Origin of the sequence: Leifsonia xyli, assembly GCA_001647635.1 — a bacterium.
In the GTDB taxonomy this organism is placed as follows: domain Bacteria; phylum Actinomycetota; class Actinomycetes; order Actinomycetales; family Microbacteriaceae; genus Leifsonia; species Leifsonia xyli_A.
Genome location: CP014761.1, coordinates 2,758,019 through 2,770,846 on the forward strand (window position 1 = coordinate 2,758,019; position 12,828 = coordinate 2,770,846).

Consider the following 12,828-nt stretch of genomic DNA (forward strand, 5'->3'; position numbering starts at 1 on the left):
GCCGTGGCAGCGCCGAGCGCGAGCCCTGCCGACCTGGACCGCAACGACCCGGAGGCCGAGATCGCCGCGCGCGCCGACGCCTACCGCAACTGGGGCCGCTGGGGTGAGGACGACGTGCTGGGCACGCTCAACTTCATCGGCGCCGACGTACGGGCACGCGCTGCCGGGCTGGTCCGCGAGGGCATCGCGGTGTCGCTCTCGCAGTCGTTCGACATGAACGGCCCGCAGAAGGGATGGCGCCGCCGCACCAACCCGGTGCACACGATGCTCGACACCGGGACCGACGCCGAGCGCGGCAGCCAGGGCTTCCCGCACGGACTGGGCGGCGCCGACGACGTCATCGCCATGCCGCTGCAATGCTCCACCCAGTGGGACGGCCTCGGCCACATCTTCGACCACGGCTTCGCCTGGAACGGCCGCCGCGCGGGCGACGTCGTGACCAGCGACGGCGACCTGGTGACCGGCATCGAGAACGCGGCCGCCGCGATCGTCTCGCGCGGCGTGCTGCTCGACGTCGGACGGCACCTGCGCCCCGAGTCCGGTGAGCTGGAGGACGGCTACGCCATCACGGCGGCCGACCTCCGATCCTGCGCCGAGGCTCAGGGTGCGACGAGCACGGTGCGCACCGGAGACATCGTCCTGGTGCGCACCGGCCAACTCGCCCGCGTGCGGCGGGACGGCTGGGGCGAGTACGCGGGAGGGCCGGCGCCGGGGCTCTCGCTGACTACGGCGGGCTGGCTCCACGACTCCGAGATCGCCGCGATCGCGACGGACACCTGGGGGTTCGAGGTGCGACCGAACGAGTTCGACGTGCCCGCCTTCCAGCCGCTGCACCAGGTCGTCATCCCGAACATCGGGCTCACGATCGGCGAGATGTGGGACCTGGAGGAGCTCGCGTCCGAGTGCGCGCGGCTCGGGAGATACGATTTCCTCCTCTCGGCGCCGCCGCTGCCGATCACGGGAGCGGTCGGATCGCCGGTCAACCCCATCGCAGTGCTGTAGTCGCCCCACGCGGGGCCGCTGAAGAGAGAACAGAGAGGTTCTTGACGTGACCGCTGTCACCAAGGTCGCCATCGCCGGAGCCGGCGTCGCCGGTCTGGCCGCCGCCATCCAACTCGCCAAGGCGGGCGTCGACGTCGACGTGTTCGATGCGAAGCCGGAGCTCAGCGCGCTGGGCTCGGGCATCACCCTCCAGGGCAACGCCCTGCGGGCGTTCGACGCGCTGGGCGTCTGGGAAGACGTGCAGTCCGCGGGCTACTTCTTCGAGGGGCTCACCCTCCGCGCGCCGGGTCCGGATGCGCCGGTCGTCGCCGAGCTGCCGGATGTGAAGACGGGCGGCCCCGACTTCCCGGCGACCGGCGGGATGTACCGGCCGGATCTCGCGCGCATCCTGCTCCGTCACGCCGAGGCCGCGGGCGCGACCGTCACCTTCGGCGCCCCCGTGACCGCGGTCTCCGAGGGACCCGACGGGGTCGCCGTCGAGGTGGGCGGACGTCCGGCCGGCACCTACGACCTGCTCATCGGCGCCGACGGGCTCAACTCGGGCGTGCGGCGGCTGATCGGCATCGAGACCGAGCCGCAGCGGACCGGCATGGGGATCTGGCGCGCCTTCGTCTCGCGGCCCGCGTCGGTGGAGCGCAGCGAGCTCTACTACGGCGGCCCGGTCTACATCGCCGGCTACACCCCCACCGGCGAGGACACGATGTACGCCTTCCTCGTGGAGGCGGCGCAGGACCGCCAGGGCCTGACGGACGAGCAGGCTACGGCGATCATGATCGAGGAGTCAGCGGCGTACGGCGGCCCGTGGAACGACATCCGCGCCGACCTGGAGCGCGGGGCGCACGTCAACTACACCTGGTTCACGCACCACATCGTCCCCGCTCCCTGGAATCGCGGCCGCGCCGTGGTCATCGGCGACGCGGCGCACAGCTGTCCGCCCACGATCGCGCAGGGCGCCGCTCAGGCGCTCGAGGACGCCGTCGTGCTGACCGAGCTGCTGGTCTCGGCCGACGCGCTCGACGACGCGCTGTGGGATGCGTTCCACGCCCGTCGGGTGCCTCGCGCCCAGGCGGTCGTCGAGGCGTCGGTGCAGCTCGGCCAGTGGCAGATCGACCACGACCCGGACGCGGACGCGCCCGGGCTGATGTTCGGGATCGCGCACCGGATGGCGGAGCCGGCATGAGGATCGCGCGCTGGAGCGACACGACCGGGGCTGTCGGCGAGGGCTTCGTCGTCGGCGACGCGGTCGTGCCGTTCCCGGACGGCCTGACCGTCTCCGACGTGCTGGCGCGCGGTCTCGCCGAGGCCCGGCGCCTGCACGCCCAGGTCGCGGACGCCGTCGGCCGCCCCCTGCTGGACGTGCGTCTGCTCGCGCCACTGGTGCCCGCATCCATCCGGGACTTCGTGGCGTTCGAGGAGCACGTCGAAGGCGTCAGCGCCTCCGTCGACGGCAAGAGCGAGGTGGTGCCCGAGTGGTACCAGGCGCCCACCTTCTACTTCACCAACCCGCACACGGTCCTCGGCCCCGGCGAGCCCGTGCGGCCTCCGGTCACGCAACGGCTCGACTTCGAGCTGGAGTTGGCGGCCGTCGTCGGCGGCACTCCCGGCTCGCGGGAGGCGAACCTCACTCCGGACGAGGCCAGCGCGGCGATCTTCGGCTACACGATCATGAACGACTGGTCCGCACGCGACCTGCAGTCGCGGGAGATGAAAGTGCGCCTGGGACCGGCGAAGGGCAAGGACTTCGGGATGAGCCTCGGCCCGTGGATTGTCACCGCCGACGAGTTCGAGCCGTTCCTCGACGCCGACGGCTTCCTCGCGATCCGCGCCGAGGTCTTCGTGAACGACGAGCTCGTCGGGCACGACCTGGTCTCCAACATGGGCTGGCCGTTCCCCGAGCTCGTCGCGTACGCCTCCCGCAACTCCCGCGTCGTCCCCGGCGACGTGCTCGGGTCGGGGACGACCGGCAACGGCGGCTGCCTCGCCGAGCTGTGGGGGCGCCGCGGGAGCTCACCCCGCGCCCGCTGGTCGAGGGCGACACGGTGCGCATGGTCGTCGAGGGCATCGGCGAGCTGATCGGCCCGGTCGGCACGGCGGTCGCGGCGCCCGACCTCCCGCCCGCGCGGCACCGCTCCCGCCGGCGCGAGCGGGCGCAGGCGGACCAGGTCGCGCCATGACCTCCGGCCCGGAACTCACCGGCGGTCTCGCCGGCTCGACCGTCGTCGTCACGGGGGCCGCGCGAGGCCAGGGGCTCGCCGAGGCCCTGCTGCTCGCCGCGGCAGGTGCGCGCGTGATCGCCACCGACGTGGTCGAGGCGGAGGGCGGCCTCCCGTCGGGCATCGACGTGTGGACGCTGGATGTGACGGATGAGGACGGGTGGGCGGCGCTCGCCGCGACGATCGAAGCCGAGCTGGCCGGCGTTCCGCTCCGCGGCCTCGTCAACAATGCGGGCGTCACGCACCGCGCGGGCATCGCCGACACCGCCCGCGACGACTGGGACCGCGTGCTGGCCGTGAACCTGACCGGGCCCATGCTCGGGATGCGCGCCCTCGCACCGCTGATGTCCGCGGGCTCGTCGATCGTGAACGTCGGTTCGGTGGCGGGCCTGACCGGGCACTACACGGCCGCCTACACCGCATCCAAGTGGGGCCTGCGCGGCCTCTCGCGCGTCGCCGCCACCGAGTACGGCCCGCGCGGCATCCGCGTCAACACCATCCACCCCGGCTTCATCGAGACCGGCATGACCGCGAACGCGCCCGGCGCCATGCGCGAGGCGCAGCTCGACCTCACCCCGCTCGAACGGCTCGGCGAGCCCGCCGACGTGGCGGGCCTGGTCGCCTTCCTCCTCTCGGACGCGGCGGCCTACATCTCCGGCGCCGACATCCCCGTCGACGGGGGCTTCGCCTCGTCGGCCGGCGCCAAGCACCTCGCCGACCGCATCGCCGCCGGCGCCCGCTGACCACAGGCAAGAAGGAGTCCCCTCGTGTTCATGTACTTCCCGACCAACTATGTGTGGAGCCTCGCGGTCGTCGCGACGCTCAACAACGGCGGATACATCGACGAGGTCGACCGCGCGTGCAAGCCGGTGCTGCTGGCCTCGCAGAACGGGGACGACGCCGGCACCGCCGAGCTGTACGCCGCGTGGGCCGCGGTCGCCGACCGGCTGGTCGCGAAGGCCGCCGCCGACGAGGCCGCCGGGCGGCGGATCGGCGCGGGCGAGACCTACTACCGCGCGTCCCTCTACACGTCCCAGGCCGAGCGCCTGCAGTCGCCGCGGTGGGAGGGACGGAACGCCGCCTATCAGAAGTCCATCGACCTGCTGCTGAAGCACGTCGAGCTGAGCCGCATCCCGCTCACCCGCGTCGAGGTGCCGTACGAGGGGTCCTCGCTGCCCGGCTACTTCTACCGCGCGCCGGGTGACGGTCCGCATCCCGTCGTCATCCAGTGGAACGGTCTCGACTCGACCAAGGAGATGATGTACTACTCAGGGTTCCCGAAGATGCTCGCCGAACGCGGCATCTCCACCCTCATGATCGACACGCCCGGCTCCGGCGAGGCGCTGCGGCTGCGCGGACTCACCGCGCGCTACGACACCGAGGTCTGGGCGGCGGCGATCGTCGACTGGATCGAGGCGAACGCGTCAGAGCTGAACGCCGACGTCGACCGGCTGGGCATCGTCGGCTGGTCGCTCGGCGGCTACTACGCGCCGCGCGCCGCCGCCTTCGAGAAGCGGCTGAAGCTCGCCGTCGCGTGGGGCGCGAACCACAACTGGGCCGCGGTGCAGGAGGCGCGCCGCAACCGCGAGGGCGAGAACCCGGTGCCGCACTATTGGGACCACGTGTTCTGGGTGTGGGGCGTGGACTCGATGGACGCCTTCATCGAGAAGACCGCGGGGATGCACCTGAACGGCGTCGCCGAGCAGATCACTGTGCCGCTGCTGATCACCCACGGCGCCGGCGACCGGCAGATCCCGGTGCGGTATGCGCATGAGACGTTCGACCAAGCGGTGAACAGCCCCAAGCGGGAGCTGCGGATCTTCGACGACCCCGAGGGCGGCACCGAGCACATCTCGATCGACAACATGCCGTACGTCGCCGGCATCATCGCCGACTGGGTCGCCGAGACGTTCGAGACGGTGGGCCAGGACTCCTGAAACAGATCCCTGCGTTTCAGGGGTACCAGCTCACACGAGCGCCGCGACCGTCATGGCCGCGATCGCGAACCCTCCGAGCGCGGCCTCCGCACGGTCGAGCCGGCGCGCGCCGCGTCGCGCTAGCAGTCGGGCGGAATAGGCCGCGAAGGCCAGTGCTGCGCCGGCCAGAGCCAACGGAAGCCACGTCGCGCCCATGGCGTGGGCTGCGTGCGCCGAGGTCGTCGCCTGCGTGACCAAGCGACCGGCGTGCTGGTGGGCGGACATGACGAGGAGGAGTCCGGCCATCAGCAGGCCCTGGAGGGCGCGGTGCAGTCCCATGGTCGGGTGGGTCTCGCGGGCTACGGCAGCGCCGGTCCGGGGCCGCGTCCGCGCCGCCGTCGCGATCGCCAGCACGACCAGCAGCGCCGCCCACGCGACCGGGGGGAGGAGCGGCGCGGGCAGGACCATCGTGTCCGTCATCGCCGCCAGCATGGCGAGCATCCCGAGCCAGGCCGTCGCCGAGCGCCGGTCACCGCCGCCGGCCAGGCAGCATGCTCCCAGCGTGGCCGGGAGCATGCTGCCGAGGTGGAGCGCCTCGACCATCAGTGATGGTGGTGACCGTCGTGGCCGTGACCGGCGTGACCGTCGTGACCGGGCGCGCAGTGCTCCGGCGCCTCGGCCGGGACGTTGAGGGCGGGGTTGCGGCCGAAGAAGCCGTAGGGCTTCAGCGTGAACTTGGCGTAGTCCACGGGCATCACCGGCCAGTCCTCGACACGGGGGAAGTGCGTCGGCCCGAACGTGTGCCACAGCACGATGTCCTCGCCGTCGAGCGAGCGGTCGGCGGCCATGTAGGCCGGCAGCCCGTCGCCGCCCGGGTTCTGGTTGACGAACTCGCCCGCGGGGTACCGCTCGTCCGAGGCGTACTGGGTCACCCACACCTGTTTGGTGGTGAAGGCGGCACGCGCGGTGACGGAGGCGGACGGGTCCGCCATCAGCGTCGGGTTCTGCTCGGCGTGGAGGACGTAGCCGGTCGGGCGACCCAGACGGTTCGTCTTCTCCGTGTTGACGATGTGCCAGGTCCGGCCGACGGAGGCGTCGGCGTCCCGCGCGCCCTCGGACTCGCTCAGGATGCGCGTGGTCCGGCTCGTGAAGGCGTTGCCGTAGGGGTTGCCCTCGCCGATCGGGAGGCGCACCGCATCCACCTCCTCGACCGCGTTGGCGAGTCCGTCCACCATCATGTCGAGGCGCGCGGAGAACAGGTGCTGGTGGTACGGGGCGCCGAGTCCGGGCGCGACCTCGCTCGCGGTGGGGGAGCCCTCGATGTACGACGATGTGAACAGGATGCCCGTGAGCTTCGCCTCGCACTCGATGGTGCCGTCGAGGTAGAGGTACCAGTAGAAGCCGTAGTCGTAGTTGCCGACCGTGGTGAAGAAGCTGATCACCAGCCGGCGGCTGCGGCGAACCTCGTTCGCGCCGGTGAAGAGGTCGGTGTGCTTCCAGAGCGTCCCGTAGTCCTCCTCGTGCATGCAGATCGCGTTCTCGATCGTGCGCGGCCGGCCGAACTCGTCGGAGAGGACCGCGTCGAAGTAGCGGATCTCGCCCAGGCAGTCGCAGCCGAGCGTGAGGGAGTTCGCGAAGCGTCCGAACAGGTACTCGCCGGTGTCGAAGTAGTTCTGCCAGTAGCGCGTGGGCGACGGGTCCGCGTACGGCACCACCATCTCGGCAATGGATGCGCGGTAGATGACGGGCCGCACGGCTCCGTCCTGGTCGGGGTCGGCGAAGGCCAGGTTCCGCAGGATGAGCCCCTCGCGGGCGTCGAAGCCGAGGGAGAAGGACCAGTTCGCCCAGGTGACGGTGTCGCCGTCGACCGAGAAGCTCGGTCCCTCCGGCTGGGTGATGGAGATCGGCTTGAGACCGGTCAGGGGTGCGGGGCGCTCGGACTCCAACTGGAAGTTGCCCGGTTCCTCCGGCACGGGCAGCGGAGCGGCGTCGACGACCTGGGTGACCTCCTTGGCGATCACGTCGACGTAGGCGCACAGGCCGTCGACCGGGTGCGCCCACGGGTGGTCGTCGGCGTGATCCATCCGGAAGGCGAAGACGCGGATGATGCGCCGGCCCTCCTCCCCGGCGATCGGGTAGGAGCCGGGGGAGAGCGGTGCGTAGACCACATGCTCCGGGTCGAGGCCCCGGGCGGTCAGCGCCGCGAGCCAGCCCGCGTCCGCTTCGAGGATGCCGCCGATCGCCTCGAACTCCTCCTCGAGGATCGGCACCTGACCGCGGGAGCCGTCGATGGGGACGAGGGTGACCACATCGTCCTTCGTGAGCGAGACGGTCGCATCCCAGCTGGCGCCGGTGGAGACGTCGAGCAGCAGCGCCCGCGCCTCGCGGTCGGGGACGGGACCGCCGTCGAGGGCGGCGAGCACGTCGGCCTTGTCGGGCTCGAGCAGCCCGACGTAGACGAACCGCGTGGTCGGGGAGACGAGACCGGCGATGCCGAGGATGCGGGTGACGTCCTCGATCTCGGCCGCGGTGAGGCTGGACAGCACTCCCGCGGGTGTTCCGGGGCCGGAGGACAGGGTGAGGGGCAGTTCGGTCGTCATGGCGGGCGTCTCCTAGGCGCTGATGGTGTCGATGATGTTCTCGTACGCGGCGCGGTTGCGACGCCGGAGCACGACGGCCTGCACGATCCCGAAGACGGGGAAGGCGAGCATGGCCAGGAAGAAGGCGATCGAGAGCGGGCCGAGCACGGGCGTGCCCTTCGCGTCCACGTCGCCGATGAGGAGCGGGAAGTTGTCGACGATGATGAGGGTCACGCCGACGAGGCCGAAGAGTCCGATGATCGGCGCGATCACCGTCCGCCACAGTCCGGCGCCGGTCTTCTTCCTGGCGAAGTAGACGATCACGGCGAGGCAGGTCAGGGCCATCAGGACGACGATGGCGAGCGTCGCAATGCCGCTGAACCAGGTGAACACCTGCAACACGGGGTCCAGGCGGAACAGGGCGAACGCGGCGATCAGCACCGCAGCCGTGACCGTCTGGACGAGCGACGACACGTACGGCGAGGAGTGTCGGCCGTGCACCCGGCCGAGGCGCGCCGGGAAGACGGACGCGTTCGACATCGAGTGCTGGTAGCGGGTGACGACGTTGTGGAACGAGAGGACGCACGCGAACAGGCTGGTGACCAGCAGCACGTTGACGATGACGCCGCCAACGGTCCCGAGGTAGTGCACCGCGGTGTTGACGATGAATCCGCCCGTGTCCTTCGCGACGACGTCCACGATGTTCGCCGGACCCCAGCCCATGACCAGCGCCCAGGACGTGAAGGTGTAGAACAGCCCGATCGCGATCACCGCGATGTAGGTCGCCCGCGGGATGGTCTTCTCCGGCTCCTTGGCCTCATCGCGGAAGATCGCCGTCGACTCGAAGCCGATGAAGCCGGCCAGAGCGAACATGAGCCCGATGCCCGGCGAGCCGGAGAGCACCGTGGCCGGTTCGAACGGGGCCAGCGACAGGCCCGTGGCGCCGCCGGTGGCGATGATGACCAGCGACAGCACGATGACGATGCCGACCTCGGCGATCAGCAGGACGCCGAGCACCCGCGAGCTCAGCTCGATGTGGCGGTAGCCGAGCACCCCGACCAGCGCGATCATCGCGAGCGAGTACACGTACCAGGGGAGGTCGGGGCCGTGTAGGGCGACGACCGACGACTCGAGGGTGGCGCCGAGGTAGCCGTACACCGCGACCTGCACGGTCGTGTACGTCAGAAGGGCCAAGTAGGCGGCGGCGAGGCCGAGCGGGCGCCCCATCCCGTACCCGACGTAGGTGAAGAAGGCGCCGGGCCGCGGGATGAACCGGCTCATGGCGCTGAGTCCGACCGAGAAGAACAGCAGGATGACCGCGCCGATCGCGAACATGCTCGGAACGCCTGCGCCGTTGCCGAGCAGCACAGCGACGGGGAAGCCGCCGCCGATCACGGTGAGCGGGGCCGCCGCAGCGACCACCATGAACACGATCGAGCCGACGCCGAGCCGGCCGGAGAGCTGGCGCGCCGCGCCGGGCCCCCGGACCGCGGTGGGGGCGCCCAGCAGAGCCTGCGGCTCCTGTGCTGCCGTCATGGGAATCTCCTCCAGGAGTGGTGGGATGGGTGCGGCCAGTCTCGATGGCCGGTGTTGCACCCGGGTTCCGCTCCCGTGAAGAGTCCGCGCCCGCCAAATGAGACGCGTCTGTCGCATTCGGCGGTCACCGGATCGTGACGACGGTGAAACGCGCTCGCAACACGCGCTGCATAGCCTCGCGGGCAGGAGCAGCACGTGACCGCACTCAACAGGACGGCCCTCAGCCGAGCGATCTCCGACCCGCGGCCGGTCGATGGTCTCCCGTCGCGCTCGCCGATGGCCGGGCTGGACCGTCGCAGCCTCGGCTTCGTGGATGTGCTCGCCCAGTCGGTCGGCGCGGTCGCGCCGTCTGCTGCGGCCGCGACCTGCCCGGCCCTTGTCGCGGCCCGCGCCGGTTCGGGGACGCTCCTGGCGTTCCTGCTCGCCGGTGTGCTCATGGCGCTCGTCGCCTACGCGATCAACCAGTTCACCCGCCGGATGGCGGCGACCGGCTCGCTGTACACCTTCGCCGCGCGGGGTCTCGGCGTCCGGGCGGGCTTCGCGACCGCTGCGGCGATGCTGGTCGGCTACGGCTTCGTCGCGATGTTCGCGCTGCTGGGTGCGGCCTACTACACGCTCACGCTGCTCCGGCGCACGGAGGCCGGCGTCGCCGGGTCCGAGCCGCTGGTCATCGTGCTGCTGCTGGTGTTCGGGGGCGTGTGCCTGCTCGTCCTCTGGCGCGGCATCCGCATCTCCGCGCGCGTGACCCTCGTCATCGAACTCGCCTCGATCGCGGCCATCCTGGTCCTCATCGGCGTGCTCCTGGCCACGGTGCCACCCACCGCGTTCTCGGCCGTCGCCGTGCCCCGGGGGGTGAGCGGACCGGAGCTGGCCGCGGGCACGACGGTCGCCATCACCGCCTTCGTCGGCTTCGAAAGCGCGGCGACGCTCGGGGTGGAGGCGCGCCGGCCCTTCGCCACCGTGCCGCGGACCATCCGCTGGACCGTGATCGCCGCCGGAGGTCTCTACCTCCTGTCGGCCTACACGCAGCTCGCGGGGTTCGACGCGTTCGGCGGCTCGCTGGCGAGCAGTTCGAGCCCGGTGAACGACCTGGCCTCCCGTGCCGGGGTCGGCTGGATCGGCCTGCTGCTCGATGCGGCCCTTACGTGCTCGTTCATCGCATGCGCCCTGGCGTCGACGACCGCGCTCGGCCGCGTGCTGTTCTCGCTCGGGCGGGAGGGGATCGCGCCGCAGGCGCTCGGGCGCACCCACCGCCGGTTCCGCACGCCGCACATCGCGCTCGCGTGGGGCGTCGCGGTCGAGGTCGCCGTCCCGGCAGCCCTGGTCCTGTTCGGGATGGACCCCTGGCAGGCGATGGGGATCGTCGTCGTCTGCGCCGCCGCGGGGTACATGACCGCTTACGCGCTCGTCTGCGCGGCGACGCCGTTCTTCCTGCGGCGCATCGGCGAGTTCACCGTGGGACCGGCCGTGGCGGCGGGCGTGGCGGCGACCGGTCTGGTGGCTGCGCTCGGGCTCGACATCTGGCTGGAGGTGTCCGGACCGCGCTGGCTCGCGGTCTTCATCCTCGCGGTGGCCGCCGTCGGGGCCCTCCTCGCGTATGCGGTCTGCCGGCGCACGCGCACCCAGGCGCTGGCGCGGATCGGGCTCTACGACGAACCCACGCCGAAGGATGTGCTCGGTGGCGCGCCATGACGGCGGTGAGCGAGCTCAGCGGTCGGCAGCCGGGTGCGATCCACAGCGCGCTCGCGGTCCTGGAAGCCGTCGCCCACGCCGGCCCGGGAGTCACCGCTCAGCAGCTCTCGGATCGGTTGGGCCTTCCCCGCGCCACGACCTACCGGCTGATCAACCTGCTCGTGCAGGACGAGTATCTGGTCCGGATGCCCGACCTGCGCGGCTTCGCCCTCGGGCGCAAGGTCGCCGAGCTCGCCGACGTCGCCCATGCGCAGGATGCCGCCCTGTCCGTGCGGGAGACGCTGGCGGACCTGCGCGGCCGCATCCGCGGGGGCGTCCACCTCGCGGTGTTCCGCAACGGACACGTCGTGCCGGTCGACGTGGACCCCGACTTCCCGCTCTCCGACCCGCGGCGCATCACGACCGACCTGTCCGTGTCGGCTCTCGGGAGGCTCCTCCTGGCGGAGCGGGCCGCGCGCACCATCCCGTCGCCGACCCGCTACACCACGCAGGAGGGGGAGCTCACGCCCGGCTTCGGCTGCCTGGCCATCCCGGTGCGCGGAAAGGACGACCGGCTCGTCGGCGGCCTCGCGCTCGCCATGCCCGCTGCGCGCCTGGCGGACAGGGACGGTCTGCTCGCCCTCGTCGCGGACTCGGCGGCGCGCATCGGCCCCCTGATCGACGACTGACGTGGGGCCGCCGGGCTGGCCGGTGTACTACCCGGCCTCGACCGCGTCCGGCCCCGGGTCATCGGCCGGGAGCGTGCCGTGGGCCACCCGGACCATCGCGGAGATCATGGCGTTCGCGACGGCGATCAGCGGAACGGCGAACAGGGCGCCCGGGACACCGGCGATGCCGGTCCCCGCAGCGACGCCGACCACCACGGCGAGCGGATGCACCTTGACCGCGCCGCCGACGAGCAGCGGCTGCATCACGTGCGCCTCGAGGAGATGCACCAGGAGCACGCCCGCGAGCATGATGATCGCCTGCACCGGACCGGCGAATACCAGGGCGATGGCCACCGCGATGATGCCGGACACGATCGCGCCGATCACGGGGATGAAGGAGAACAGCAGCACGATCACGCCGATCGGGATGGCCAGGGGGAGCCCGAGGAAGAAGGCGACCAGGCCGATCCCGACGCCGTTCACGACCGCGACCAGAATCTGGACGCGCACGAAGCTCGTCAGCGTGCGCCAGCCGGCGTCCCCGCCGGCGTCGAGGGCCGGGCGGCCGCCGCGGGGAAAGAGGCGGGTGATCCACTGCCAGATCCCGCGTCCGTCGATGAGCAGGAAGATGGTCGCGAACAACGCGATCAGCGCGCCGGCCAGGATGTGCCCGGCCGTCGATCCGACGCGCAGCGCTCCGCCGAGCAGCACACCGCCGTCCTTCTGCACGAGGGAGCCCGCGTTCTTGATGTACCCGGCGAACTCGGCGTCGGAAACGTTCCACGGCGGCTGGCGGAGCGCCTCCCGGGCGCGGTCGTAGGCGGCCGCCGACTGCTTCTCGAGATGCGGGAGGCCGGCCCGGACCTGCCAGACGACGAGGCCGATCAGCGCCGCGACGACGGCGAGGAAGGCCACCAGGCTGAGCGTGATGGCGAGCCACTTGGGCCAGCCGTGCCGCCGGAGCGAGGCCACCGTCGGCTGGAGGAGCGCCGTGACCAGCAGCGCGACCAGGAGCGCGATGACGATCTCGTGGAACTGCACGACGAGCAGGATCACGACCCACGCCAGCCCGACGATCGTGAGCAGCCGCCACGACCACTCGGACGCCGTACGCACCCCCGACGGGACGGAGCTTCGCGGCTCGGAGCGGTGCGCCCCCGCCTGCCGGATCGGCTCCACTGCTCCTGTCGACGGCCGGACACGCGAAAACCGATTCATGGCGACTCCTTAGGGAAGTCGCCCG

General features: G+C 71.7%; 10 protein-coding genes and 1 pseudogene. 7 read left to right on the forward strand and 4 right to left on the reverse strand.

The window, feature by feature from the left end:
• Window positions 1–3 precede the first annotated feature (3 nt).
• The 5 genes and pseudogenes from A0130_13575 to A0130_13595 all read left to right on the forward strand — a co-directional run bounded on the left by A0130_13575 (window position 4) and on the right by A0130_13595 (window position 5,152).
• On the forward strand, window positions 4–1,002 hold the full coding sequence (locus A0130_13575) for a cyclase (protein ID ANF32562.1): 999 nt from the start codon (window positions 4–6) through the stop codon (window positions 1,000–1,002).
• Window positions 1,003–1,048: 46 nt separating this feature from the next.
• A complete protein-coding gene (locus tag A0130_13580; protein ID ANF32563.1) occupies window positions 1,049–2,182 on the forward strand; it encodes a 2-polyprenyl-6-methoxyphenol hydroxylase in 1,134 nt (377 codons plus the stop codon).
• Window positions 2,179–3,176: pseudogene (locus A0130_13585) on the forward strand (hydroxylase). Before A0130_13580 ends, A0130_13585 begins: the two are co-directional and overlap by 4 nt.
• A complete protein-coding gene (locus tag A0130_13590; GenBank protein ID ANF32564.1) occupies window positions 3,173–3,958 on the forward strand; it encodes a 3-oxoacyl-ACP reductase in 786 nt (261 codons plus the stop codon). The pseudogene A0130_13585 and the gene A0130_13590 overlap by 4 nt, the downstream one beginning before the upstream one ends.
• Before the next feature lie 24 nt (window positions 3,959–3,982).
• Complete coding sequence (locus A0130_13595; GenBank protein ANF32565.1) at window positions 3,983–5,152, forward strand: hydrolase; 1,170 nt, start codon at window positions 3,983–3,985, stop codon at window positions 5,150–5,152.
• 30 nt (window positions 5,153–5,182) lie between these two features.
• On the opposite strand, the gene A0130_13600 is transcribed toward A0130_13595, so the two are convergent.
• Genes A0130_13600 through A0130_13610 form a run of 3 tightly spaced genes read right to left on the reverse strand, consistent with a single transcriptional unit; the run spans window position 5,183 to window position 9,246 of the window.
• Entirely contained in the window at window positions 5,183–5,734 is a 552-nt protein-coding gene (locus tag A0130_13600) for a hypothetical protein (protein ANF32566.1), read from the reverse strand.
• On the reverse strand, window positions 5,734–7,731 hold the full coding sequence (locus tag A0130_13605; GenBank protein ID ANF32567.1) for a tyramine oxidase: 1,998 nt from the start codon (window positions 7,729–7,731) through the stop codon (window positions 5,734–5,736). The genes A0130_13600 and A0130_13605 overlap by 1 nt, the downstream gene beginning before the upstream one ends.
• 12 nt (window positions 7,732–7,743) lie before the next feature.
• The gene (locus tag A0130_13610; protein ID ANF32568.1) at window positions 7,744–9,246 is read right to left on the reverse strand and encodes an amino acid transporter; all 1,503 of its coding nucleotides are present in this window, start codon (window positions 9,244–9,246) and stop codon (window positions 7,744–7,746) included.
• Between the two features lie 195 nt (window positions 9,247–9,441).
• Here A0130_13610 and A0130_13615 point away from each other — a divergent pair, with 195 nt between their 5' ends.
• Window positions 9,442–10,938, forward strand: a complete 1,497-nt coding sequence (locus A0130_13615) for a hypothetical protein (GenBank protein ID ANF32569.1) — start codon at window positions 9,442–9,444, stop codon at window positions 10,936–10,938.
• A complete protein-coding gene (locus A0130_13620) occupies window positions 10,935–11,606 on the forward strand; it encodes a hypothetical protein (protein ID ANF32570.1) in 672 nt (223 codons plus the stop codon). The genes A0130_13615 and A0130_13620 overlap by 4 nt, the downstream gene beginning before the upstream one ends.
• A 27-nt stretch (window positions 11,607–11,633) precedes the next feature.
• Here the strand turns inward: A0130_13620 and A0130_13625 are convergent, their stop codons facing one another.
• Window positions 11,634–12,803: a hypothetical protein gene (locus tag A0130_13625; GenBank protein ANF32571.1), complete on the reverse strand. Its 1,170-nt coding sequence runs from the start codon at window positions 12,801–12,803 to the stop codon at window positions 11,634–11,636.
• Between the last annotated feature and the right edge of the window lie 25 nt (window positions 12,804–12,828).

Bases quoted from the DNA above. Each gene is read 5' to 3' on its own strand.
- A0130_13590 (ANF32564.1), top strand. From the start codon at position 3,173: ATGACCTCCGGCCCGGAACTCACCGGCGGTCTCGCCGGCTCGACCGTC.
- A0130_13600 (ANF32566.1), bottom strand. From the start codon at position 5,734: ATGGTCGAGGCGCTCCACCTCGGCAGCATGCTCCCGGCCACGCTGGGA.
- A0130_13605 (ANF32567.1), bottom strand. From the start codon at position 7,731: ATGACGACCGAACTGCCCCTCACCCTGTCCTCCGGCCCCGGAACACCC.
- A0130_13610 (ANF32568.1), bottom strand. From the start codon at position 9,246: ATGACGGCAGCACAGGAGCCGCAGGCTCTGCTGGGCGCCCCCACCGCG.
- A0130_13620 (ANF32570.1), top strand. From the start codon at position 10,935: ATGACGGCGGTGAGCGAGCTCAGCGGTCGGCAGCCGGGTGCGATCCAC.
- A0130_13625 (ANF32571.1), bottom strand. From the start codon at position 12,803: ATGAATCGGTTTTCGCGTGTCCGGCCGTCGACAGGAGCAGTGGAGCCG.